Below are 22,452 nucleotides of genomic sequence, written 5' to 3'. Positions count from 1 at the left end.
ATGCCCGCGCAGTAGCCGGCGTCGAACATCCAATTCGGGAGTTCGCGGCAAAGGTCAGGACGCTCCTCCGTGTAGATGCACGTCAACGCCTTCCCACGACGAAATGGCGAAACCTGCAACGTGCTCCCAAACAACGGATGCCAGCGATAGGCAACCGTCGCAAAGCGAAAACCATATGCAGAATGTCGATAATTGCGCCAATCTGATCAAGATTATCTGGCATGATGGGCTCGGCATGTCGCTGTATGCAAAACGGCTCGAGAAGGGCCGGTTTCTATGGCCGTCGCCGGCGGACGGCACGGTTTCCATATCACCGGCGCAGCTCCCCTACATGCTCGACGGGATCGATTGGCGCAACCCGCTTCACACGTTCCGCCCGCAGCGCGCGGGCTGAGTTTTTCTTTGAGTTTGCGCCATTTTCCGCGAGTCAGCGGACGCGTTTTATGATTCACTCCAGGGCATGGTTGCCACCGCCCAGGATGCTGTTCCGGACGATATTGGCGCGCTGAGAGCAGCGCTGACCGCGGCGCTGGCCAGAGCCGAAGACGAGGCCGCGCGCGCTGCGCTGGTCGAGGCCGAACTGGCGGTCGCCAGGGCCAAGGCATCGGATGATGCGGCGCTGATCGCGCATCAGCATCTGACGATCCGGAAGCTGCAGCGGGCGCTGCATGGTCAGAGTTCTGAACGCTCAGCCCGCCTGCACGACCAGATGGAACTCACCTTCGAGGAACTCGAGAGCACCGCGACGGAAGACGAGATCGCCGCCGAACAGGCCGCGGCCCGGACCACCGAGGTGGCGCCTTACATGCGCAAGCGACCGGCGCGCCAGCCATTTCCCGAGCATCTGCCGCGCGAACGCGTGGTCGAGCCGGCGCCGGCCGCTTGCCATTGCTGCGGCGGTCATCGGCTGCGCAAGCTGGGTGAGGATATCACCGAGACGCTGGAGGTGGTGCCGCGGCAATGGAAGGTGATCCAGCACGTGCGGGAGAAGTTCACCTGCCGCGACTGCGAGGCGATCAGCCAGGCTCCGGCGCCGTTCCACGCCACTCCACTGGGCTGGGCCGGTCCGGGCCTGCTGGCGATGATCCTGTTCGAGAAGTTCGGCCAGCATCAGCCGCTCAACCGCGAGGCTGAACGCTATGCGCGCGAAGGCGTGCCGCTCAGCCTGTCGACGCTCGCCGACCAGGTCGGCGCCGGCGTCGCGGCGCTGATGCCGCTGTTCAAGCGGCTCGAAGCCCATGTGCTGGCCGCTTCACGTCTGCACGGCGACGACACGACGGTGCCGGTCCTGGCCAAGGGCAAGACCGATACCGGCCGATTATGGACCTATGTGCGTGATGACCGACCGTTCGGCGGCGCCGATCCGCCGGCGGTGGTGTTCTACTATTCCCGCGATCGCCGAGGCGAACATCCCGCGGCGCATCTCGCCGGCTGGAGCGGCATTCTGCAGGCCGATGCCTATGGCGGTTATGGCGATCTCTATGCGACGGGCCGTCAGCCGGCGCCTGTTCTGGAAGCCAGCTGCTGGGCCCACAGCCGGCGCAAAGTGTTCGAACTGGCCGATATCGAAGCGGCTGCGCGCAAGAAGGCGCACGGCGAGAAGCCCAACCTGGTCTATCCGCTAGCGGTTGAAGCCGTGAAGCGCATCGATGCCCTGTTCGATATCGAGCGCGAGATCAACGGCCTGTCGCCGGCCCAACGCCACGCCGTGCGCCAGGAGCGGAGCGCGCCGCTGGTCACCGAACTCGAGCGCTGGATGATCGAGACGCGCGACAAGCTCTCGCGCGGACACGATCTGACCAAGGCCTTCAACTACATGCTGCGCCGCTGGTCATCCTTCACCCGGTTCCTCGATGATGGGCGGATCTGCCTATCCAACAATGCAGCCGAGCGAGCCCTGCGCGGCATCGCTCTCGGCAGAAAGTCCTGGCTCTTCTGCGGTTCCGATCGCGGCGGACAGCGCGCGGCCGTTCTCTACAGCCTGATCGTCAGCGCCAAGATGAACGATGTCGACCCGCAGGCCTGGCTCGCCGACGTCCTCGCCCGACTGCCCGCCTATCCGGCCCATCGGATCGATGATTTGCTGCCGTGGAATTGGAGATCCGCAAAATTGCGGACCCAACCAGCGGCGGCCTGATCATGCAGCGCAATAAGGTGCATCACGTCTACACCGTCGATCGTGTCGCCAGGGACCTCGGCGTCAGCGAAGCGCTCATCCAGGACCTGACCCTCGGTCTCGAGCCCGAGGACGGCGTCATCTGGATCTACGGCGCCAACGATGACGACGGGATCTTGGCCTTCACCGATGAAGGCATCGAGGAGGTCAAACTCCTCCTCGAAGAATATCATCGCGTCTCCCCAAAGAAAGCTTGACCCCAGCACTCCGGTGCTCAGGTTCTCCTGGCTGCCGGATGCGCACGTCTGCGGTCTTCACCGGATGCGTACTTCTGGGGCGTCTGCGCAATCAGACCTTCTTCTCGCAGGCTGAGGCCAAGCCGCCATTGCCCGGCACTCGATGCATCAAAGATATGTAATGCGGCGGCTGAGCGTCAATCGCCGGCAACTATTCGAGACCGTCGAGCGCCCGGTTTTGTCCAGTCTTCCACTGGAGGACTACGAGTTTGGCCCGCGCACCATCATGCCCTTGCCATTGGCATCGTCCGCCGTCAAACCAGCTGTGATCTTCTTGTGTCCAACAGCTGGAAAAGACAGCGGCAGCAACGCATTTTCGGTCATTGCGGGTGTGGCTCGCGAGAGGCGGTGGCAGGGCTGGCTTAGACAACCGAGTCCTACGCCAAGTCAATCGCTAAGCTACATCAGCCAGCCTCTTTAAAACACGCCGTTATCATAAGACGGGCTTGGTGGCGCATGTTCAGGACCTTCGTGTGGACGACCTACCGCGCCAACATGCTGGCGATCTTGCGCAAGCGCGAACTGAACCGCGTCGCCGGTCAGCTCTCCGACGAACTCTGCTTGCCTATGGGCCTACGCCAAGGGTGTCATTCTCGACTTCCCGCGCCCAGGCTAGGGATGCAAATCTCCTTGCGTGACTTCAGCAACATCATCAGCGTGCAATGGCCGCGCCTCTCAGCGAATTTAAAGAACCTTCAGCATTCCGGAAACAGGATTATTGCGGAGATTTCTTAGAACTTTAATCCAAGGAACGCGCATTCTGTAAGATCATAGTCCCACGTTTGTTGTAGGTGCCGCTCAATTATAAGTGTCGGCTCAGAAAGGAAGCTTCTCATGCACATCCTAGAAACGCCGCGCCTGATCCTAAGGCCGCCGTCGCATAGCGACGAGCTTCTTCTACATGGAGTTCATAGCGATCCTTTCGTGGTGAACGCCATCGGGGATGGAGTCTATCCGACGATAGAGCAATCGAAAGCTGCACTGCTTCAGTTCATCAATCATTGGCAGCACAATCGTTTCGGCGTATGGATGGTGTTCGTCAAGGATGAAGGCCAAGCCAGAAAATTCGCTGGCTATTGTGGATTGATATGCAGCGGCCCGTATTTGCCCGAAGGTCCGAATAACGTGGGACTCGTAACCTGTCTCCACCTTGCGGCCTCGGGGAAAGGGATCGCGGTCGAGGCCGGCAGGGCAGTAGTCCAATTTGCTTTCGAGCGTCTAAAGCTTGAGAAAGTGACTGGATTCATTCGCCAAACAAACACGCGTTCGCTTCGAAAAAATATTAAGATCGGGTTTTGCTATGTCGGTGACAGGATGTTGTTTGAGGTTACTCCAGATAAAGCTGTAAAAATCGATAATTTACATGTTGTTGATTGCGCAGAACCCAGAAGTCCCAAATCAGTAGCGCTGCAACCAAACCGTATTGCTCGGTGCATGCTTACCCGTCGATGAACTTGCACTATGGTTGACACCGACGCGCCCGCGGGTAAGCCGTTACGCAGAACGGTTGATGCGATTGGGTGGTTCGAATGCAGCATCTGGTCTTCGACCGAAGCATGATGGGACGGCATTATCGACATGCCTCAAATTCGATGCTGGATTGAGAACGCTGACTACGGTCCCCTTGAGATATCGCGAGATCGGGAGAGTTCGCGTGCACAGGACATGAGGGGCAACTGCACTGTTTGTGATCTTACTCGGAATGTGCGGGTGTTTAAAGAGCGGCCAGCGAGGATACTACCGCCCTGGGGTAGGCGCGGACCGCGGTTGCCGCTTGAACTGCGGAGCCGCTACCAAAGTCGATAGACACTCGCTTGTAAAGACAGGACTTGGTAGATCGCAGCGACGGCGGTTTTTTCTTTGGGCAGGGGCCATCTCCAAACGCGATGGCACCGTCCGGGACATTATATTGGCGAACGGATTGCCACACGGCGCATACTTGGCACGCAACCGAACGAAACTGCATCAGGCCGCCAATGCGGTCCCATAGAGATCGAGCGAAGAAAAGTGCAGATCAAAGACGTCCTCCTTGCGCCTGGCAACGGCGCATTCTTTTATGACGATCAAGCTGCCATTAGGTCCGGGGCGACCCAGGACGGCTTCATCTATGTCGGCGAACCGACAACGCCTGGGTTCGACTCGATTCGCATTCCAGCATCTTCGCTCAGTCTGGGGCTCGTCCTTACAGACGACACCGTTGTTTGGGGTGACATGATGAGCGTCCAGTACTCTGGTGCCGGTGGACGCGACCCTCTGTTCGACACCAATCAAATCTCAGATCTAATGTCGCGCGTTGTCGCACCGCGGCTTCTTGATGTCGATGCCTCTCGGTTTCGTGATTCTTGCGCAAAGGTTTTTGAACCCTTCGAACATCGGCGGTTACCTCTGGCTGCTGAGTACGGCGTGAGCCAAGCGCTTCTTCGCGCAGCCGCCCACCTTCATCGGAAGACCATGGCGGAGATCATATGCGCCGAGTTTGATTTGCCGCTGCCGACGCGCAGGATTCCGATTTACTGCCAGAGCGGTGACGCACGCGAAATCAACGTGGATAAGATGATTCTGAAGGCCGTGGATGTCCTTCCCCACGGCCTGATCAACTCACGTCAGAAATTCGGCGTCAACGGCCAGACCTTCATGGATTTCGTCAAGTGGGTTGCAACGCGCACGCGGGAAATCGGGCGCGCGGGGTATCAGCCGGTGTTGCATTTCGATGTGTATGGCTGGATCGGTCAGGAAATCGGTCTGGAGCCGCAACGCATCGCCGACTTTATCTGCAGGGTTGCCGATACGGTTCCGGATTTCACGCTCAACATCGAGTGCCCGGCGGACTTTGGTTCCACACAGGCCCAAATTGATAACTACGCTCGAATTGTATCGATCCTGAATGACCGGGGCTCCGGAGCTCGCATTGTCGTGGACGAGAGGTGCAATACGCTTGAGGATATTCGGCTCTTTGCCGAGGCGAAGGCCGCGCATCTCGTTCAAATCAAGGCCCCGGATGTGGGCTCAATTGCCGACACGGCGCGTGCCGTTCTTCTGTGCAAGGGGAACAAGGTGGGAGCGTATGTCGGGGGAAGCTGCACTGAGACTGATTTCTCCGCCCGGGCTTCGGTCCACATATCGGTTGCAACCCAGGCGGACATGATGCTCGCAAAGCCCGGAATGGGTGTCGACGAGGCATTTTCCATCGTCGGGAACGAACAGAACCGATTGCTCGTGATGCTGAATCGTCGTCGGACTCCAAACGAAAACGCTGGGATGAAAAGCGCGGTGTCGTGATGCCGAACTCTCTTGAGGGGATCACTGTGGTAGCCGTGGAGCAGGCCGTTGCCGCGCCTTATGCATCGTCTCGTCTTGCAGACGCCGGCGCACGTGTCATCAAGATCGAGAGGCCGGAAGGGGACTTTGCCCGAAATTACGACAAGTTGGTGCGGGGACAGAGCGCTTACTTCGTCTGGCTCAACCGGGGTAAGGAGTCGGTTTGCCTCGACCTGAGGTCGGAGACGGACCGGGATGTCCTGGAATTACTCATCGGCGCTGCCGACGTCTTCATCCAAAACCTGAAGCCCGGCAGCATCGAAAAACTGGGTTTCGGGTCTGCGGATCTGCGTCGCCGATATCCGCGTCTGATCACTTGCGATATCTCGGGTTTTGGGGACAAAGGGCCGTATTCCCACTTGAAGGCTTATGATCTCATCGTCCAAGCCGAAACAGGTCTATGCGCGATCACCGGCAACCAACAAGGGCCCGCGCGTGCAGGGGTCTCGGTCTGCGACATCTCAGCGGGCATGACGGCGCATAGCGCCATTCTTCAGGCCCTCTATCATCGCGAGGTCACCGCTGAAGGGACCAGTATTCAGGTGTCACTGTTCGATGCCGTCGCCGACTGGATGAATGTTCCGGTTTTGCAAAACGACTATAGCGGCTACCACACGATACGCGCCGGCGTGAAACACCCGTCGCTTGCCCCGTATGGCGCCTACCGTTGTGCCGATGGCAAAGAGGTCATCTTTTCGGTTCAGAATGACCGCGAATGGGTAAACTTCTGCGAGAAATTCCTGAAGCAGCCCGGGCTTACACGAGCACCTGGCTTTGCTGATAATATGGAGCGTCTCAGTCACCGTGCGCAACTTGATGAGATCATTGAACGGCGGTTTTCAAAACTGTCCTGCCACAAAGCAATGCAGGAGCTTGAAGCGGCCGGTCTGGCGTATGGCCGACTGAACGAAGTGGCCGATGTTTCAAAACATCCCCACGTTCGCAGGGTTGAGGTCGGCACACCTGAAGGAGTTGTAGAGACGATTGCGCCGGCGGCGATCTTCAACTCCGAGCGCCCCTCGCTGCGCCCGGTGCCGGCTCTTGGCGCCCACACCGAGGCTGTCCGCGAAGAGGTTCTGGGGCGTTCGCGCGAAAGAGCCGCATCAGAGTGAGCGCGCATATTGTCGGTAAGATGGGCGCGCTCGCGATTTGCATAGAGCGTGCATACTTCTGGGCATCCCAGCGCATCGGCCGCCCAGCAAGGTCACTGCTAGTGTCCCAGCCAAAATCAACCGCAGAGGCGGCTGCATGATGAAGGACACCCTTCCGGCCTTTGAAGGCCCGATGTCTGTACCCCGCTGGAGATCCCTGCTCTTCGTTCCCGCGCACGTTCCGCGCTTTGTCGAGGCGGCCCATGAGCGCGGGGCAGATGGCTTCATTCTCGACCTGGAGGACTCCGTTCCCGAGGATCAGAAAGGCGAGGCACGGCGGCAGCTTCCCGAATCCGTGGCAAAGGTGGCGCGCAAGGGCGCATCTGTTTTGGTCCGCGTGAACCATGGTTTGCGCGCGTTGGCGGCCGATCTCGATGCAGCCGTGATGGCGGGTGTTGCGGCACTTGTCCTTCCGAAGACGGATTCGGCAGAGTGGGTTTTAGAGATCGCGAATGCGGTTTCAGACCTTGAACGAGAAAGAAATCTTCCACTGGGACGCATCCGGTTCCTTGCCCAGATCGAGACGCCTGGCGCCTTGCAAAGGCTCGCGGCCATTGCGTCGGCGCATTCAAGGATGGTCGCAATGGCGCTTGGTCCTGAAGACTTCAGTGCTGCTGTTGGCGGCGCCCCGGATTTTGACCTCCTCTTGGCGCCGAACCTTTCCGTTCTCTTTGCCGCCCGTGCGGCCGGGTTGCTCCCGCTGGGCTTTATTGGAAGCATCGGCGAGTTCTCGGACACTAATAAGCTTCGTGAAGCCGCAGCGCATGCGCGACGGCTTGGCTTTGCCGGAGCTTTGGCGATCCATCCGACACAGGTGGCCATATTCAATGAGGCTTTCTCGCCAAGCGCACAGGAACTCGAGTGGGCCCGTTGTGTCGTCGCGGCGGAAAACGATGCCGCCACGCGTGGACTATCTGCATTCTCATTAAATGGTAAGATGATAGATCCGCCAGTGGTTCGGCGCGCCCACGAGATACTGGCTCTCGCCAACAATAACTGAGCCTCAATCAGCTGCCGGACAGGCTGTTTCGAACTGGTGCGACAGTTTTGTGACTTGTCGACCATCTCGTTTCGAGATAGATATGAAGCACTGGGGATCATGCCCGGTTGGATGTGTTCATCGTGGACATCAGGCAGTTAAGATACTTTGTCGGCGTAGTCGAGGCAGGCAGCTTCACGAGAGCAGCCGCGATCTTGCACATTGCTCAAAGCGCTCTAAGCCTGCATGTGCGTCAACTGGAGGAAAGCTTCGGCACCCAGCTGCTGGTACGCGACAGGACTGGCGTTAGTGTCACGGCGTCCGGTGCAAAATTGCTTGAGCGCGCGCGGATCATCCTGAAGGAAATTCAGCTCACTGAGGCGGAACTCACCAACTCGGTGGCTGCTCCTTCCGGAGAGGTGACCATTGGCATTCCGTCCGGAGCCGCTCGCGTCCTTAGCGGTCCCTTGTTTGAATCGATGAGAACCGAATTGCCGAGGATCTCACTTAAGATGATCGAGGGCATGACGGGACCGCTGGAGGAGTGGATGGCTGCTGGCCGCTTCAATCTGGCAGTCCTGTACCGCACTGCGGAGAGCGTAGGGCCAATGACGGTGCTGGCCCGCGAAGAGTTTTGCCTGGCGGTGCCTCCGGGTGAACCGCCTTTCGAAGAGTCGATACCGCTCGCCGACCTGCATGCATTCCCGCTGGCGGTTCCAATGCGCAACAACAATGTCAGGCGTTCGGTGGCTGATGTCGTTGCGCAACACGGTTGTGTGCTGGACGTCAGATTCGAAGTCGACTCCCTTTCTACGATCATCAATATGGTCATGGAAGGAAAAGCCTATTCCATCCTTACCCCGTCGGCCATTCAGAAAGAGGCGTCTCAAGGCCAAGTCCGGACGGTTAAGATCATTGATCCGGTGATTACCCGTTCCGTTGTGCTTGCCGTCAACCCGAAAGATGAGCGCTCTCCAGCCGTTTCTGCGGTCCGCAAGCTGATCCCCAAGGTCGTCAGGACATTAATCGAGAGCAGGCACTGGTCGGCCACGGCTCCGGACCGGACTTAGGCACATCCTTCAAACCAAGTTCCAGGTGCTATTGCTCCTCCGCGACTGCCTGAGCCGTATCAATCTGTATTCGAGATGGTTTTGGTCGATATTCCATATTTGACCGGGCGTGACCATCGCGATGAAACTGCAGAGAAGCGAGCCTAGGCTGGATATCGGCTGGTCTCGCACTGGCAGGAATTCAGTCAAGCGGAGCATGCGATGTCCAACGCCACGAGCTATCAGCTTTTCATCAATGGCAGGTGGCGAGCCGGAAGTGACGGAACTACTCTGCCGGTGATCAACCCGGCGACAGAGAAGGTATTTGGCTCGGTGGCCGCGGCTTCAGCGCCGGACCTGGATGAGGCCCTTGCTTCGGCAGAGCGGACCCGCAAGGTTTGGTCCGCACGGCCTGCAAAAGATCGTGGCGAGATCCTCGTAGCAGCCGCCAGGATCTTGGCAGCGAAGCTTGGAGCGGCAGCCAGGGACCTGTCGGCCGAACAGGGAAAGACAATTGCCGAAGCGACAGGTGAATATGCGCGCGCTGTCGAAACACTGGAGTGGAACGGCACCCACGCCGACGAGCTGTCGGCCCCTATTCCGATGGGCCCGAACAGGATGATCGTCCCGGAGCCCCTTGGAGTCGTTGCTGCCTTTACGCCTTGGAACTATCCCGCCGTTCTCATCGCCCGCAAGCTCGCCCCTGCTTTGGCGGCAGGCTGTCCGGTGATCCTAAAAGCGGCTGAAGAGACACCAAGCGCGGCTGTCCATTTCGTCGAAGCCTTGCGACAAGCGGGTATCCCGGACGGCGTGGTCAATCTCGTCTTTGGCGTGCCTGTCCAAATATCCCGGCATCTCCTCAGCTCGCCGATCGTGAAGGTCCTAACTTTCACGGGGTCTACCGAGGTTGGAAGACAGCTCGCCAAGCTTGCCGCGAATAACTTGCAGCGGTGCATTCTTGAACTCGGTGGGCACTCCCCGGTCGTTGTATGCGAGGATGCCGACCTGGCAAACGCCGTACCTGCAATTTCGGAATATAAGTTCGAGTGCGCGGGCCAGAGCTGCAATGCGCCGAGCAGGATCCTTGTCGCGCGGACCCTCTATGAGGAATTCCTATCCCGGATGACGGAAGCCGCCCGCAAGATCAAGATCGGCCCGCCGGACGACCCGGCGACGGAGATGGGACCAATGGCAAACGCGCGACGAATCGAGGCCATGCAGCGTCTGGTCAAGGATGCGGTCGATCGCGGCGCCCGCATCGAAACTGGCGGCATCCGCCCCGACCAGCCCGGTTTTTACTGGCCACCAACCATCCTGACAGGGGTGCCAAAGGATGCGAAAATGCTTCATGACGAGCCGTTCGGGCCGATCCTCACCGTAGCGCCATTCGACACGATCGAGGAGGCGATCGAAGAAGCCAACGCCACCGAGTATGGCTTGGCCGCCTACTTCTTCACCGGCGCCGCCGACGCGAAACGGGCGCTGATCAGCGGTCTTTCGGCAGGCGCTCTCAGTGTAAATTATCTAAAAGGCGTTTCCGCAGATGCGCCATATGGGGGCGTCAAACAGAGCGGCTATGGATACGAAGGCGGTGAGCACGGTTTTCGGAGCTTCCAAAACCTGAAACTGGTCAACGGGTTCCGGTCATTAGGATGAGATTTCGTGAATAATAAGACACGGACCATTGCCGGCAAGGATATCACAAAGAGCGTCGCCGACGCCCTTCAGTACATCTCGTACTACCATCCCCCCGACTACATCCGATACCTTTCGCAGGCATACGCGCGCGAACAGAGCCCGTCTGCGAAGAACGCCATCGGGCAGATACTGCTGAACTCTCGCATGGCCGCCTTCGGACGGCGCCCGATCTGCCAAGACACCGGTCTCGTGGTGGTTTTCGCCAAGGTCGGCATGGGCGTCCGCATCAAATCAACGGCCAGTTTCGCAGACCTGGTGAATGAGGGCGTCCGTCGGGCATATCTCGACCCGGATAATCCTCTCCGGGCATCGATCGTTGCCGATCCGCTCGCCGGGCGGGTCAACACCCGCGACAACACGCCGGCGGTCATCCACGTCGACCTCGTGCCCGGCAACCAGATTGAGATGACCATCGCCGCTAAAGGCGGCGGGTCGGAAAACAAGGCGCGTTTTACCACCCTGAACCCCAGCGCGTCCGTTGCCGACTGGGTGGTCGACACCGTTTCGACGCTCGGCAGCGGATGGTGCCCGCCCGGCCTGATCTCGGTCGGCATCGGTGGCAGCGCGGAAAAGGCGATGCTGCTGGCTAAGGAGGCCATGAACGAGCCCATCGATATGTCGGAACTGATCGCCAGGGCCCCGTCAAGTGCGGAGGAGGCACTGCGGGTTGAGCTTTATGAACGAATTAATGCGCTAGGCATCGGCGCTCAGGGCCTAGGCGGCCTGACGACAGTCGTGGACGTCAAGGTTGCCACCTATCCTACACATGCGGCGTCCAAGCCTGTGGCGCTCATTCCGCAATGCGCCGCCAACCGGCACTTGAAGTTTATCTTGGACGGCGCAGGACCGGTACAGCTCCAACCGCCCGATCTTTCCGAATGGCCCCAGATCGGTCATGAGGACTTGCACACGACCGGCGTCCGTCGGGTCAATGTCGATGCGCTCACCAAGGAAGAGACGGCATGGTGGCGCTGCGGGGAAACCCTTCTTTTGTCCGGAAAGATGCTGACCGGCCGTGACGCCGCCCACGAGCGCATCGTCGACCTAATCGATGCCGGCAAGCCGCTCCCGGTCGATCTGCGCGGACGCGTGATCTACTACGTCGGACCAGTCCGCGCGGTGAGGGATGAGGTCGTCGGACCGGCTGGCCCGACAACCTCCAGCCGCATGGACGGTTTTACTGACAAGATCCTCGCCGAGACTGGGCTATACGCGATGGTCGGCAAAGCGGAGAGGGGCCCGGCGGCCATCGAGTCGATTGTCAGACACAGAACGCCCTATCTCATCGCAGTGGGTGGCGCTGCATACCTGATTTCAAAATCGATCAAGGCGGCGCGGATCGTTGCCTTTGAAGACCTGGGCATGGAAGCCATTTATGAATTCGAGGTGCAGGACATGCCGGTGATCATGGCTGTCGATGTTGAGGGAAACTCCATTCACAATTCCGGACCGCTTGAGTGGCGTAAGCGCATGGCGGCCGACAGCATCGCACGCAACATCGGCGTTTGAGTCTTCGGCTGGGCGATCCGGCCAGGCTCAATGTCGCGACATCGGGCCGGGCCGGACTCTGGGCCGTAGCGGCAACACGAGCGGCATTTGCGGTACCCAGGCTCCTCGGCGACCCAAAGAAGAAAGGCCTTCAATTCATCTCGAAGCCAAATGCGCAGATGTAAACACTGCATCGACCATGCCGTCCACGCGATCGATGCTCGGGAACTGTCGAGGGTGCCAATCAGGTAAAGTAGCGGAGATTCAAGAAATGCGCTGTCTATTTCGACGAGGTCTCTGCCGGGCGACTAACCTCTCCAGTGCGTCATCGCCCCGTTAGGCGGCGGGGCGATAGCGGCTTCTACAGGCTTTCCATGGTTCGAACTCCCTCACCTGACTTTCGACAACCCCACTCTGGCGCATTGCGGCCCGGGAATGGATGCCGTCCACTACATTAGGTCGCTTCAATTAATGATAGAATTGGTTGGCACTGATTGCGCTGTCGACCACGGCTTGAGAGCAAAAGGTCATGAAGTCGAAACTCGACCCTGTGCGACTAGACGCTTGGGACGTCCGGATTCTCTCAGAGATTCAGTCAGACGGTCGGATTTCGAAAAGCGAGCTCGCAAAGCGTGTTCACCTATCGGCTTCGGCCTGTTCGGAGCGGCTCCGTTTACTCCAAGCCGCAGGGATCATTGAGGGGTTCTACGCGCGACTCAGTCCAGCCCTCATCGGGGGTATTGTTTTTGTGATGGTTGAGGTGGTGCTGGATCGACACCGTCTCGAGGACCAACGACACTTCGAGGCTGCGATCCAAGACCTCCCGGAAATCCTTGACTGCTGGGCTATAGGGGGGCGGATCGATTATCTGATGCGCGTTTCATCTCCTTCTATGGCTGCGTATCAGGATTTTATGGAGCGACTGCTGCAGGCAGGCTTGGGGATCGATCAATACTACAGCCTAGTCGTGACGAAACCAGTGAAATCCAATTCACCAATTGCGTTGTCCTCCTTCAAGCGGAGATGAACTCTGAAGCGTTGATTTCGTCGGTAATTAGTCCCGATTCCGCGAATTCATCAGTCAAATACGCACATTTCCGCGAAATGCGAGAGGCCGTTGCGCATATAACGAGCCAGTCGACCGAGTGTTCCGCGTCAATTTTTCGGGCGAGAGCAACCAAGCTTTTGAGCAATTTAGTCGGAGATCCGAAAAGTTCTACGCCCAGGATATAAGCTCAGAAGCACATTAATGCCAACAACCGATAACTGCCGGCCCTACGACAAGCTCACAAAGTATGTGGATATGGAGGCCAAATATGGCTGGAAGACCCGACAACCCCGGAAAGGGACCACCAGATAATCCCGGAAAAGGACCGCCTCACGGAGTGCCTTCCGGGCCGCCTCACGGTGTTCCGCCGGGGCCGCCTGATCCGCCCATACCCCCGCCGCGCAAGGTGGGATGAGAGGATGGTTGATCCCGATTCATCCATGACGACCCCGGCGCAGCCAGTTCCCCGCTGGGAGAAGCGTTATCCGGGGCGGCTTAAATACGAACTCGACGCGCTGCACACCGCCGGGATAACGCCTGAGATTGACGAGCCGGCCCTCGCTGCCGGGCGATTGTCGCTCACATTCGACTGGCCGCTCGATACGGCGACGCCCCTTCGGTTGCAGGCTGTCTTTCCCGACGCCTACCCGCACTTTCGGCCTCAGGTCTTTCTGCTCGCCGGCCTTGACCCCCCGCCTGCGCGCCACCGCAGTCCTATCGACGGCAATCTCTGCCTGCTCGGCCGCGACACCCGGCAGTGGACACCGGGCTGGTCGCTTTGCACGTTGCTGGAAAAACAGCTCGCCGACTCCGTGCGTGGCACCGGTGAGGAAGACCAGCAGGGCGAGCCTGCCGAATACTGGTGGAATAACCTTGGTCGCAATTCGGGATCTTATTGTCTGATCGACAGCGACTGGAATCTCGGCGACACCTCGCAGGGCACCTTGCAGCTGCGTTATATCCAAGATCAAACGGTCAAAGTGGAGACCGAGAACGGTCCAATCCGTAGTCCGGCGGTCAGGGCCTATGTCGAAGAGGTTCGCGCTGAGGATGGCCAAGTACTTCACCAATGGGCGGGTCCGCTCCCGATTGACCTCGCCGACGCGAAGAATCAGCTGGAGGTTCCGTGGGTGAGATCAAAAGACACGATCCTGCCCGAACCTCAGCTCGACGCACAGCTGAAAAAGCTCCGCCAAGATTACTCATGGCTCCAGCGGGCCCGGCCGCGAAACTACGGTTCAGGTCTGAAGTTTGACCTCTGCGCACTCGTCTATCCGAGCGAGCTTGCCTTTGGTGAAACGGGCCTCGGCTGGTGCTTCGTCATGGTCTTCGGTCATGCCCACGGCTTTGAGCCGAAGAAGAACAAAGCCCCCAAACCGCGGCGTATCACCGCGTTGCCCGTTTTTCGCGCCGGGCCGGGCGACATTGGCTGGCGTGTTCCGGCCGTTGCATCCCTCAAAGACAAGCGGATCCTTGTCGTCGGTGTTGGCGCCGTCGGCGCACCGGTAGCGATCGAACTTGCTCGCAACGGATGCCGCACCCTCGATCTCGTCGAACATGACATTCTTGAGCCCGGAAACACGATCCGTTGGCCGCTGGGCGCAGCCGTCTGGGGTCAGCGCAAGACAGACGCGTTGCAGGCTTTTCTCGCTCGCCAGTATCCGGCAACCGAAGTCCGTAGCCATTCGCATTTTATAGGTATTGCGGCGCAGGCTCTGAGCGATCCGGGTGACGACGATATTCTCGACTCGCTCATCAGGGACGCCGATCTCGTTATCGATGGCAGCGCTTCGCACGGCGTTACAACGCTGCTGGATGACCGCTGCCGAAGCGCAGCCGTTCCCCTCATAAGCATGTCCGCGACGCCGACGCTGGAGGGCGGCACCGTTGTCCGGCACGTCCGCGAAAGCGGCTGCCCGAATTGCCTTTTGCACGCATGGCACAAGCACGAGATCGAACCCCCGCCAGGACAGGATGCCGGTGACGAGGCCCTGACCCAGCCGGCGGGGTGCAGCGAGCGCACATTCACCGGTGCCGACCATGATCTGCAGGAACTTTCGCTGCAGGCGGTGAGGCTGGCCATCGATACCCTCTCGGGTAAGGCGGACGAGGATTCGGTCGTGCAGACACTCAGCTTTGTTGATGATGAACGAGGGCGCTGTCCGCCGCGCTGGCGTGTCGATCCGCTGCCAAAACATCCGGACTGCCGGGGCGGGCATTGATGTTGCCGGATGTCGATGTCTGGCTGCCTAACACCGTGACTCAGGAATGCGCGGTTGAAGCCGACACCAAACTCCCATTAGAGACCGGCGGCACTTTCATGGGCTGGTGGTTGAATCCTGATACCGCCGTCGTAACCGACATGATTGGCCCCGGACCCGGCGCCCTTCACGAGCGCTTCCGGTTCCAGCCGGATCAGCAATGGCAGGCTGAGCAGATTGCCGCCCACTATGAGCGTTCGGGTCGCCGCGAGACTTACCTCGGCGACTGGCATAGCCACCCCGGCGCTTCGAGCGGCGCGCTGAGTTGGACCGACCGCGGCGTCCTTCGCCGCGTTATCGCCACACCAGAAGCCCGCTGCGCATTGCCGCTGATGATGGTTCTATGGGGTTCTTCCGGCACATGGCAGCTGACGGCGTGGCGAGCACAAACGGTGCCGCGGGTGGTGCTCTGGGACAAGCTGCATCTCGATCCGGTGCAGATAAGGGCCTTTTGAAATCTCCGCACACGCAGATCCCAGCGGCTTGATGAAAGGCATGACCTGGCATCCGCTTCGGTCAGGCGATGATCCGGCAAACCTGAGCGAGGAACGGCCTGCCCGACAGCGCGGGCAGCAGCGGGTGAAGTCGCAAACGGCCGCGCCCACCGGCGGGGACCCGCTGCATTGGCTGCTCCTGACCACCCATGCGGCAACCTGCTCCGCCGGGGCCTGGCAGATTGTCGCTTGTACACGCAGCGCTGGCTCATCGAGCAGTTCTTCCGAGTGATGAAGACCCAGGGCTTGAAGATCGAGACAGCCAATTGCAATCGGGACAGATGGAAGCGTCTACTGCTGTGTGGACACCGGTGTCGAGCCTTGGCGAGCCCGTCCAAATCTATGCGAAAGAAGAATCTAGAGCACGTCCTGGGATCGTAAGTCGATCGTGATGTGAAGAGGGGACCTTTGCTGTTCGATGAGGAGACTGAAGACGGTCTTCCCGAGCATGCTTCCCTGCCGCGCGACTCAGCGATCCCAACGCCTTCATAACGCTGCGAATCTGCTTAGAGAGGGTGGCAATCCTGAATAGCCCAAGGCGTGCCGCCACGAGCGTGCGCATCACCATATGCCCGAACATATCCCGGCGACACGAGGTTCTGTTGGGCTGCTGGATGGGGGCCTTCGGACAGCGCATCTCATAATACCAGTCCAGGGGGGTTATGCGGTACCTTCGCAGACATCCGCCGACGAACAGAACACGGCAGCGGCCGCACTGATCCCCTTATGCCTCAAGGAGAAGGTAAACTCCAGAAACCTTGGTTTTCACTGCGTTCGAGGCCGATTTTCGCGAATTCGTCGGCTAAAGACGTGCATTCCCGCGAAACTCGAGGGTGTTTGCGAGTATGCTTGTTTTCAATAGGCGGCTGGTTGAGTGTCTTCTGCCTACTACTCCCGAGGAGGAACTATGAGCTTGAGCAATTTGGGGACTGAGCAGCTGCGGGAGAAGGACCGAAGCTTCGTCTTTCATCCGTCTACACACTTGGCCAAGCACAGCCGCGGCGAGACGCCAAACCGGATCATGGCCGGCGCAGAAGGCGTCTACATCTGGGATACGGAGGGTCGGAAAAGTCTCGACGGTTTCGGCGGGCTCTATTGCGTCAATATGGGATATGGATGCACGGAGATTGCCGAGGCTATCGCCCGGCAAGCGCACGAGTTGCCGTTTGCCCATGTCTATGCGAGCCAAGGCACCGAGCCAGTCGCCCTCTTGGCAGAGGCCGTGGTCGAATATTTCGGACAGAACATGCGACGGGTCTACTTCGGCCTCTCCGGCTCCGACGCCAACGAAACCAACATCAAGCTGGTCTGGTATTACAATAACATCCTCGGGCGCCCCGAAAAGAAGAAGATCATCTCGCGGCATCGCGGATATCACGGGTCAGGGCTGGTTACAGGTAGCCTGACAGGCCTCGCTTTCTTTCATGATTTCTTCGACCTACCTTTGAATTTGGTGCGCCATACGACGACGCCACACTACTATCGCCAGGCGCGCGACGGCGAACATGAGGAGGCGTTCTCCAGGCGCTGTGCCAACGAACTTGAAGCCCTTATTCTCGCTGAAGGCCCAGAGACCGTTGCGGCCTTCATTGGAGAGCCGGTACTTGGGACCGGTGGCATCGTTCCGCCTCCGAAGGGATACTGGGCTGCGATTCAGGGGGTGCTTGACAAGTACGACATCCTTCTTATTGCCGATGAGGTGGTCTGCGGCTTCGCGCGAACCGGTGAGAAATTCGGTTCCCACCTCTATGGCATGCGCCCGGATTTCGTAACCATCGCCAAGGGCTTGAGTTCCGCCTATCTGCCTATCTCCGGTTCGATTATCGGTGACCGGGTCTGGTCGGTCTTGGAACAAGGGACGGAAAAGCACGGGCCACTCGGCCATGGCTGGACATATTCTGGTCACACGCTTTGCGCGGCGGCCGCGCTTGCCAACATTAAATTGCTAAAGGAAAGAAACATCCTGGAACATGTTCGGGACGTCGGACCCTATTGGCAAGCCCGCATGAAAGCCGAACTGGAGCGACATCCCATTGTCGGCGAGGTTCGTGGCGTCGGCATTTTATCCGCCGTGGAGCTGATGCGGGATCCGAAGGGCCGGGTGCCATTTGAACCCGGACTTCAAGTCGGCGTGCGCGCCGCCGCTGCTCTGTTTGAAAATGGCGTCATAGGCCGCGCTATGCCGCATGGCGATATCCTCGGCTTTGCCCCACCTCTGATCATTACCCGAAAAGAGATCGACATCATCGTCGATGCGACTGCGAAATCAGTCGATACGACCTATCGTGCGCTGAAGGCGGAAGGCGCGATATGATCTGGCGTGAGATGACGCCTTCAACTCGGATCGCCGGGATATTCACGTGCGGCAGCCCTGTGGCATCATGAGCAGGGGGCGCAACAATCCGCTCCGTTTTTAAGGCAACTTGCATGGAGGGTGTGCGAGCCGATGCCGAAATGCGACGCCAATCTCGAAAAACACAGTGCCGCCTTCGCGTCCGAAGACGCTCACGTGAGCTGCTGCAAGAATGTAGAGGCGACGCTCTGACAGACGACAGACCGCAATGTACCGTGAGGCTGAGCTCCTCCATGGAAAACAGTCCCAACAGCCCGCAAACAGACACCCCGACCGTAAGGTAGTGCAACCAAGAGGAAAACTGTCACCTGCTAACATATGACGCTGGAATGAGGTCTCGACGTCGATAACAGCGCCGTCGAAGCACGTATCGCCCTCCCAAGGCGCACGGCCCGGCACGGAGCTCAGTCTCCGGCCGGGCCTTCAACCCAGAATGGCTGCGCATTGGCCCCGCCCGTCTTGGCTCCTGGAGGGGGCCAGAACTCACTGCAGTTTAGCTATGCAAGACGCTTTTCATAGATTTGTAGAGCAGATAGCAGACAGCGCTGACGCGACGGACCTGCGCAACGCTCTGGGCGAGATTGCCTCTTCGCTCGATTTGCCGTCTTTTGCCTATCTTTTCCCTTCGCCTGGCAAGGGCCGCAAGGTGCGCCTGATTTCCACCTACCCTCAATCCTGGACATCTCACTACCTTCACAGTCGGTATGAAAAGATTGACCCCGTTATCCATCAGGCGCGTGGTGGTCAGGAACCGTTCAACTGGGATGCGCACGGTCCTGATCTCGAACTATCGACGCAGCAGCGACAATTGATGGATGAGGCGACGCAATTTGGCATTCACTGCGGCTTCACGATCCCGATCCATGACAGCACCGGTACTTTTGCAGCACTGACCTTCGCCTCCGATGAAAGGCGACCACCGTTCTTTCGCCTGATTGATCGATATGATCGCGTGCTGCAGCTCATCGCGGTCTTCTTCCATCTTCATGCCTGTCGCAAGCTGGCCGACGGCAGGACCGTGGCTGGCGTTGCCCTATCGCGAAGGGAAATGGAATGTCTGAAGTGGGCGGCTCGCGGCAAGACGGCGTGGGAGATCGGCCGCATCCTTGGGATCAGTCGGCGCACCGCGGCCTTTCATCGGGATAACGCCAGGGATAAGCTTGGAGTGAAGACGGCTATTCAGGCAGCTGTTCGGCTTGCACTGTCCCGGCCATCTCTCTTCACCTGATCTCCGAAACCTGGGCACATACACAGGTTGTATCAACTCCGGCCTTTGCCTTCAATCGCAGGTGTTATCCATGCGAGGGAGAAGGCCATCATGATGCAGTTGATCACGCCGGATTGTTACGCTGAGTTCAGCGACGAGCTCGAGCAGATGCATCGCTTGCGGTATCGCGTTTTCAGGGATCGACTTGATTGGGACGTTTCGTTCAGCGGTGGCTTTGAGGTCGATCCGTTCGACGCGCTTCGTCCCCATTACCTATTGCTGCGTGCGCCCGCCGGACGCATCGACGGCTGCGTGCGCCTGTTGCCGACTACAGGACCGACGATGCTGCGCGATAGCTTCTTCGCTCTCCTTGCCGACCGTCCAGCGCCGGAAGATCCGCGTGTTTGGGAAAGCAGCCGTTTTGCGCTTGATCTGCCGCCTTCCGCGCCCAAACAGGCGGGCATCGCAATTGGCACCTACGAGCTGTTTGCCGGAATGGTTGAGTTTGGTTTGTCACGCGGTCTGCGCAGCATAGTCACCGTAACCGATCTGCGCATAGAGCGCATCTTGCGTCGCGCCGGCTGGCCACTCGAACGGCTGTCCGATCCGCAAACAATTGGCAACACACGCGCCGTTGCCGGATATCTCGACGTCTCGAGAGAGAGCTTGGAAGCCCTCCGTCGCAATGGCGGGCTCAACGGCCCGGTCCTGTGGACCCCGGTCATTAAGATCGCCTGAGCCTGCAATCCAACCCTTTCTGGAAATAATGCAATGGACGAAACAAGACCTGGCCCTGCGTGGCCGGACTGGCAAGATGATGATGCCTATGGCTATGTCGAGCGGCTGACCAGCCGAGGCTGGGCCTGGGAATTCCTCAGGCGCAATCCGGACTTCCAGAACGATCTGGCGTACGCGCTGCGCCGTGCCGAGCGTACGAACGCCGGGGCCGTGGACATAATCAGCCTGCCGTCGAACACTGCCGATCTTTCGCGGTGGGGCCTTCTGTTTTGCAAGCTCGAAAGCAAATGATGCGAGTGTCTTCTGGTGCCCCCGCCAATGTCCGCATGTTTTGCCCCTTGCTGCCGAAAGAGCGGCGCGGCCTGGCGGGATCGACGTGCTCGATCTCGCCGCGCGCTCCTGCCGCATCTCCATACTCGTTACGGGAGACGGGCATCAGCACGTCCTTGTCGAGGACAATGGCAGGAGCTTGCAGGTGGCTGCTTCAGGCGTCAGCCTCCTCGAACCTGTGCGATTGACTTCCTCCGTCTTCTGGCCGCCTGAGGAACTCAAGCAACGCCTGAACGGGATGGAATGTCTGAACGGCCTCCGTTCGACCGGAAGGCTGAAATCGGGATTCTTTCCAACCGAACCCCGTCGCACGCGGTTGCGCCGAGTCTTGCGTGCGCTCGATGGCTCCATCGCTGGCGCGCCACACCGCGAGATCGGCCTCGCCCTCTTCGGTAGAACCCGCGTCGAGCAGGACTGGGCCGACCCCGGTGACCATCTTCGCGACAGCGTCCGCCGTGCAGTCAGACGCGGGCGCTCGCTTATGAACGGTGGGTATAAGCGGTTTCTTCTATAGTGATCGTCACTATCAGGCCTCTTGGCCAGAGAACAGCTCTTTGTACCCCGCGATCACCAGCCAGTGGGCGCGCGCGAGATGGCTGCGAACCGCCTTTTGGGCGCGAGCCGGCTCTTGCACTGGATCGATGCCCAATATCGCCTGCGCCATCTCTTCTTCGCTGGCATTCCCGGCGCATGCGTCTATGAGTCTCAGATAGATCCTGAAGTGCTCATTGTCATAAGCGGTCAGGCTCTCCGCCCAGGGGACCTCGTCGGCAACGGCAGGTTGGAGCAATCTGTCTTCCATCTCATATCTCGCTATGAATTCTCCCGCGTCCGCCTTTGACTGGACATATCCTAAAATGGGATAATCCGAAACTGGGATTAGTCGGTGAGCCAGTTCTTTCTGGCCGGTTCGTCTGATGCCGAAATCCCTTCGATCACCTCGCCAGCGCTGGCTGCTGAAAAGGTTGATAGCGGCGCGCAAAAATATCGGATTCACCCAGAGCCAGGTTGCTGAAATGCTAAGCCGCCCGCAGTCGTTCGTCGCCAAGTATGAGGGTGGTGAACGTGGGCTGGACGTAATTGAGTTTCTCGACGTAACCGAGGCTCTCAAAATCGATCCTTGCGAGCTTCTGGCACAAATGCGCCGCTGTCGTGACCTATAGGGGGCGTCGCACTTTGTTTGGGTGTCAAACTTCACGATTTACGTCCTTGAGTTCTCGGATCAGCGGGATTTGCCCTCGCTAAAGTGATGCCGTGCAGCCGCTCCTCTTTGTTGTCTCTGATTTTCGTAGAGAATCCTCCGTGGTGAAATCCTCGACGAGAGGGTCGCTTCTCGTGCATGGAAATCCGAGAGGTCTTTGCCCGCAATCTGCGTAGGCATCGCCAAAAAAGAAATTGTCGTAAGAAGCGCTGGCCCATGAGGCTGGCGTCGACCGAACATATGTCAGCGCACTTGAGCGCTCGGTCTATGCCGCCAGCATTGATACGGTGGCAAAACTCGCCATAGTGCTCGGAATCGAGCCGGCCGATTTACTCGACCCTCATTCTGAATAAATCTGGAAGCAGCGACGAAACCGCGGTTGATGAGACTCGACCAGAAGGTTTTCCAGGCATTTCATGCCGCTGACAGGAGCACCCGCGCGCGTGGCGACGCGCACCGGGTGCTCGTGAACCGAGCCCGCTTTTCTTCGGCAAGCTCAGGCGGTCTCGGCCATTCGGCTTCGCCCCTTGGCGTGGGCAGCCCTTCGGGCTGTGACGGCCGTCGCCCTTGCGGGCGGCGCGGTTTGTCTGTTGGCCTTTCCCGGTGGCGCGGGGTGGGCGGCACTCCCTTCTAGGCCCGCCGCGGCAGCCCGCAACCCTTCGCTGCCGCTCAGGGTCCTCCTCTTCGTTCCGGTCCTTCGGATGCGGTCCGCCTACCACGGCGGG

Annotated in this window: 22 protein-coding genes and 1 pseudogene; 21 read left to right on the top strand and 2 right to left on the bottom strand. The window is 59.2% G+C overall.

Annotated elements, in window-relative coordinates; translation table 11 throughout:
* The first annotated feature begins 175 nt into the window (after window positions 1-175).
* From tnpB to NKI79_RS25405, 3 genes are all read left to right on the top strand, one after another.
* The gene (gene tnpB / locus NKI79_RS25415) at window positions 176-394 is read left to right on the top strand and encodes an IS66 family insertion sequence element accessory protein TnpB (RefSeq protein ID WP_352805453.1); all 219 of its coding nucleotides are present in this window, start codon (window positions 176-178) and stop codon (window positions 392-394) included.
* 66 nt (window positions 395-460) lie between these two features.
* On the top strand, window positions 461-2,137 hold the full coding sequence (tnpC, locus tag NKI79_RS25410; RefSeq protein ID WP_352805450.1) for an IS66 family transposase: 1,677 nt from the start codon (window positions 461-463) through the stop codon (window positions 2,135-2,137).
* A gap of 2 nt (window positions 2,138-2,139) precedes the next feature.
* Window positions 2,140-2,373: a hypothetical protein gene (locus NKI79_RS25405; protein WP_352612028.1), complete on the top strand. Its 234-nt coding sequence runs from the start codon at window positions 2,140-2,142 to the stop codon at window positions 2,371-2,373.
* 240 nt (window positions 2,374-2,613) lie between these two features.
* Here NKI79_RS25405 and NKI79_RS25400 read toward each other — a convergent pair whose 3' ends face one another.
* A complete protein-coding gene (locus NKI79_RS25400; RefSeq protein ID WP_352805448.1) occupies window positions 2,614-2,736 on the bottom strand; it encodes a hypothetical protein in 123 nt (40 codons plus the stop codon).
* A gap of 132 nt (window positions 2,737-2,868) precedes the next feature.
* Here NKI79_RS25400 and NKI79_RS25395 point away from each other — a divergent pair, with 132 nt between their 5' ends.
* The 16 genes from NKI79_RS25395 (at window position 2,869) to NKI79_RS25320 (ending at window position 21,040) form a co-directional block, all read left to right on the top strand.
* Complete coding sequence (locus NKI79_RS25395) at window positions 2,869-3,147, top strand: hypothetical protein (protein ID WP_352805445.1); 279 nt, start codon at window positions 2,869-2,871, stop codon at window positions 3,145-3,147.
* A 99-nt stretch (window positions 3,148-3,246) separates the two neighbouring features.
* Window positions 3,247-3,864: a GNAT family N-acetyltransferase gene (locus NKI79_RS25390; RefSeq protein ID WP_352805443.1), complete on the top strand. Its 618-nt coding sequence runs from the start codon at window positions 3,247-3,249 to the stop codon at window positions 3,862-3,864.
* 555 nt (window positions 3,865-4,419) lie between these two features.
* Window positions 4,420-5,691 (top strand): methylaspartate ammonia-lyase, encoded by a 1,272-nt coding sequence (locus NKI79_RS25385; RefSeq protein WP_352805441.1) that lies wholly within the window; start codon window positions 4,420-4,422, stop codon window positions 5,689-5,691.
* On the top strand, window positions 5,691-6,842 hold the full coding sequence (locus tag NKI79_RS25380; protein ID WP_352805438.1) for a CaiB/BaiF CoA transferase family protein: 1,152 nt from the start codon (window positions 5,691-5,693) through the stop codon (window positions 6,840-6,842). Before NKI79_RS25385 ends, NKI79_RS25380 begins: the two co-directional genes overlap by 1 nt.
* Window positions 6,843-6,978: 136 nt before the next feature.
* A complete protein-coding gene (locus NKI79_RS25375) occupies window positions 6,979-7,881 on the top strand; it encodes an HpcH/HpaI aldolase/citrate lyase family protein (protein WP_352805437.1) in 903 nt (300 codons plus the stop codon).
* Window positions 7,882-8,003: 122 nt separating this feature from the next.
* Window positions 8,004-8,930, top strand: coding sequence for a LysR family transcriptional regulator (locus NKI79_RS25370; protein ID WP_352805480.1), 927 nt, complete (start codon window positions 8,004-8,006; stop codon window positions 8,928-8,930).
* A gap of 201 nt (window positions 8,931-9,131) precedes the next feature.
* Window positions 9,132-10,565 (top strand): NAD-dependent succinate-semialdehyde dehydrogenase, encoded by a 1,434-nt coding sequence (locus NKI79_RS25365; protein ID WP_352805436.1) that lies wholly within the window; start codon window positions 9,132-9,134, stop codon window positions 10,563-10,565.
* A 6-nt stretch (window positions 10,566-10,571) separates the two neighbouring features.
* Window positions 10,572-12,116 carry a fumarate hydratase gene (locus NKI79_RS25360; protein ID WP_352805434.1) on the top strand — a complete coding sequence of 515 codons (1,545 nt, stop codon included), beginning with the start codon at window positions 10,572-10,574 and terminating at the stop codon, window positions 12,114-12,116.
* A gap of 508 nt (window positions 12,117-12,624) precedes the next feature.
* Complete coding sequence (locus NKI79_RS25355) at window positions 12,625-13,122, top strand: Lrp/AsnC family transcriptional regulator (RefSeq protein WP_352805431.1); 498 nt, start codon at window positions 12,625-12,627, stop codon at window positions 13,120-13,122.
* A gap of 440 nt (window positions 13,123-13,562) precedes the next feature.
* Window positions 13,563-15,365, top strand: coding sequence for a ThiF family adenylyltransferase (locus tag NKI79_RS25350; RefSeq protein ID WP_352805429.1), 1,803 nt, complete (start codon window positions 13,563-13,565; stop codon window positions 15,363-15,365).
* Window positions 15,365-15,859, top strand: coding sequence for a Mov34/MPN/PAD-1 family protein (locus NKI79_RS25345; protein ID WP_352805427.1), 495 nt, complete (start codon window positions 15,365-15,367; stop codon window positions 15,857-15,859). Before NKI79_RS25350 ends, NKI79_RS25345 begins: the two co-directional genes overlap by 1 nt.
* 946 nt (window positions 15,860-16,805) lie before the next feature.
* Window positions 16,806-18,212: an aminotransferase gene (locus NKI79_RS25340; RefSeq protein WP_352805425.1), complete on the top strand. Its 1,407-nt coding sequence runs from the start codon at window positions 16,806-16,808 to the stop codon at window positions 18,210-18,212.
* A 538-nt stretch (window positions 18,213-18,750) separates the two neighbouring features.
* The gene (locus NKI79_RS25335; protein WP_352746467.1) at window positions 18,751-19,479 is read left to right on the top strand and encodes a helix-turn-helix transcriptional regulator; all 729 of its coding nucleotides are present in this window, start codon (window positions 18,751-18,753) and stop codon (window positions 19,477-19,479) included.
* A 90-nt stretch (window positions 19,480-19,569) separates the two neighbouring features.
* The gene (locus NKI79_RS25330) at window positions 19,570-20,196 is read left to right on the top strand and encodes an acyl-homoserine-lactone synthase (RefSeq protein WP_352805422.1); all 627 of its coding nucleotides are present in this window, start codon (window positions 19,570-19,572) and stop codon (window positions 20,194-20,196) included.
* Between the two features lie 33 nt (window positions 20,197-20,229).
* On the top strand, window positions 20,230-20,487 hold the full coding sequence (locus NKI79_RS25325; RefSeq protein WP_352805420.1) for a transcriptional regulator domain-containing protein: 258 nt from the start codon (window positions 20,230-20,232) through the stop codon (window positions 20,485-20,487).
* A 277-nt stretch (window positions 20,488-20,764) separates the two neighbouring features.
* A complete protein-coding gene (locus NKI79_RS25320; RefSeq protein WP_352618274.1) occupies window positions 20,765-21,040 on the top strand; it encodes a DNA -binding domain-containing protein in 276 nt (91 codons plus the stop codon).
* Window positions 21,041-21,052: 12 nt separating this feature from the next.
* Here the strand turns inward: NKI79_RS25320 and NKI79_RS25315 are convergent, their stop codons facing one another.
* Complete coding sequence (locus tag NKI79_RS25315) at window positions 21,053-21,328, bottom strand: DNA -binding domain-containing protein (protein ID WP_352473864.1); 276 nt, start codon at window positions 21,326-21,328, stop codon at window positions 21,053-21,055.
* 115 nt (window positions 21,329-21,443) lie between these two features.
* On the opposite strand from NKI79_RS25315, the gene NKI79_RS25310 reads away from it, so the two are divergent.
* Window positions 21,444-21,689: a helix-turn-helix domain-containing protein gene (locus NKI79_RS25310; protein ID WP_352473863.1), complete on the top strand. Its 246-nt coding sequence runs from the start codon at window positions 21,444-21,446 to the stop codon at window positions 21,687-21,689.
* Window positions 21,690-21,865: 176 nt separating this feature from the next.
* A pseudogene (locus tag NKI79_RS25305) lies at window positions 21,866-22,080 on the top strand (helix-turn-helix domain-containing protein).
* Window positions 22,081-22,452 lie beyond the last annotated feature (372 nt).

It is taken from the genome of Mesorhizobium sp. M0340 (genome assembly GCF_040321535.1).
In the GTDB taxonomy this organism is placed as follows: domain Bacteria; phylum Pseudomonadota; class Alphaproteobacteria; order Rhizobiales; family Rhizobiaceae; genus Mesorhizobium.
This window is presented reverse-complemented; position numbering and strand designations above follow the sequence as displayed.

What these genes read in the sequence shown, in the direction of transcription:
- tnpB (WP_352805453.1), top strand. Translation starts at nt 176, where the DNA reads ATGCAGAATGTCGATAATTGCGCCAATCTGATCAAGATTATCTGGCAT.
- tnpC (WP_352805450.1), top strand. Translation starts at nt 461, where the DNA reads ATGGTTGCCACCGCCCAGGATGCTGTTCCGGACGATATTGGCGCGCTG.
- NKI79_RS25405 (WP_352612028.1), top strand. Translation starts at nt 2,140, where the DNA reads ATGCAGCGCAATAAGGTGCATCACGTCTACACCGTCGATCGTGTCGCC.
- NKI79_RS25400 (WP_352805448.1), bottom strand. Translation starts at nt 2,736, where the DNA reads ATGACCGAAAATGCGTTGCTGCCGCTGTCTTTTCCAGCTGTTGGACAC.
- NKI79_RS25395 (WP_352805445.1), top strand. Translation starts at nt 2,869, where the DNA reads ATGTTCAGGACCTTCGTGTGGACGACCTACCGCGCCAACATGCTGGCG.
- NKI79_RS25390 (WP_352805443.1), top strand. Translation starts at nt 3,247, where the DNA reads ATGCACATCCTAGAAACGCCGCGCCTGATCCTAAGGCCGCCGTCGCAT.
- NKI79_RS25380 (WP_352805438.1), top strand. Translation starts at nt 5,691, where the DNA reads ATGCCGAACTCTCTTGAGGGGATCACTGTGGTAGCCGTGGAGCAGGCC.
- NKI79_RS25375 (WP_352805437.1), top strand. Translation starts at nt 6,979, where the DNA reads ATGATGAAGGACACCCTTCCGGCCTTTGAAGGCCCGATGTCTGTACCC.
- NKI79_RS25365 (WP_352805436.1), top strand. Translation starts at nt 9,132, where the DNA reads ATGTCCAACGCCACGAGCTATCAGCTTTTCATCAATGGCAGGTGGCGA.
- NKI79_RS25355 (WP_352805431.1), top strand. Translation starts at nt 12,625, where the DNA reads ATGAAGTCGAAACTCGACCCTGTGCGACTAGACGCTTGGGACGTCCGG.
- NKI79_RS25350 (WP_352805429.1), top strand. Translation starts at nt 13,563, where the DNA reads ATGGTTGATCCCGATTCATCCATGACGACCCCGGCGCAGCCAGTTCCC.
- NKI79_RS25345 (WP_352805427.1), top strand. Translation starts at nt 15,365, where the DNA reads ATGTTGCCGGATGTCGATGTCTGGCTGCCTAACACCGTGACTCAGGAA.
- NKI79_RS25340 (WP_352805425.1), top strand. Translation starts at nt 16,806, where the DNA reads ATGAGCTTGAGCAATTTGGGGACTGAGCAGCTGCGGGAGAAGGACCGA.
- NKI79_RS25335 (WP_352746467.1), top strand. Translation starts at nt 18,751, where the DNA reads ATGCAAGACGCTTTTCATAGATTTGTAGAGCAGATAGCAGACAGCGCT.
- NKI79_RS25330 (WP_352805422.1), top strand. Translation starts at nt 19,570, where the DNA reads ATGATGCAGTTGATCACGCCGGATTGTTACGCTGAGTTCAGCGACGAG.
- NKI79_RS25325 (WP_352805420.1), top strand. Translation starts at nt 20,230, where the DNA reads ATGGACGAAACAAGACCTGGCCCTGCGTGGCCGGACTGGCAAGATGAT.
- NKI79_RS25320 (WP_352618274.1), top strand. Translation starts at nt 20,765, where the DNA reads ATGGAATGTCTGAACGGCCTCCGTTCGACCGGAAGGCTGAAATCGGGA.
- NKI79_RS25315 (WP_352473864.1), bottom strand. Translation starts at nt 21,328, where the DNA reads ATGGAAGACAGATTGCTCCAACCTGCCGTTGCCGACGAGGTCCCCTGG.
- NKI79_RS25310 (WP_352473863.1), top strand. Translation starts at nt 21,444, where the DNA reads ATGCCGAAATCCCTTCGATCACCTCGCCAGCGCTGGCTGCTGAAAAGG.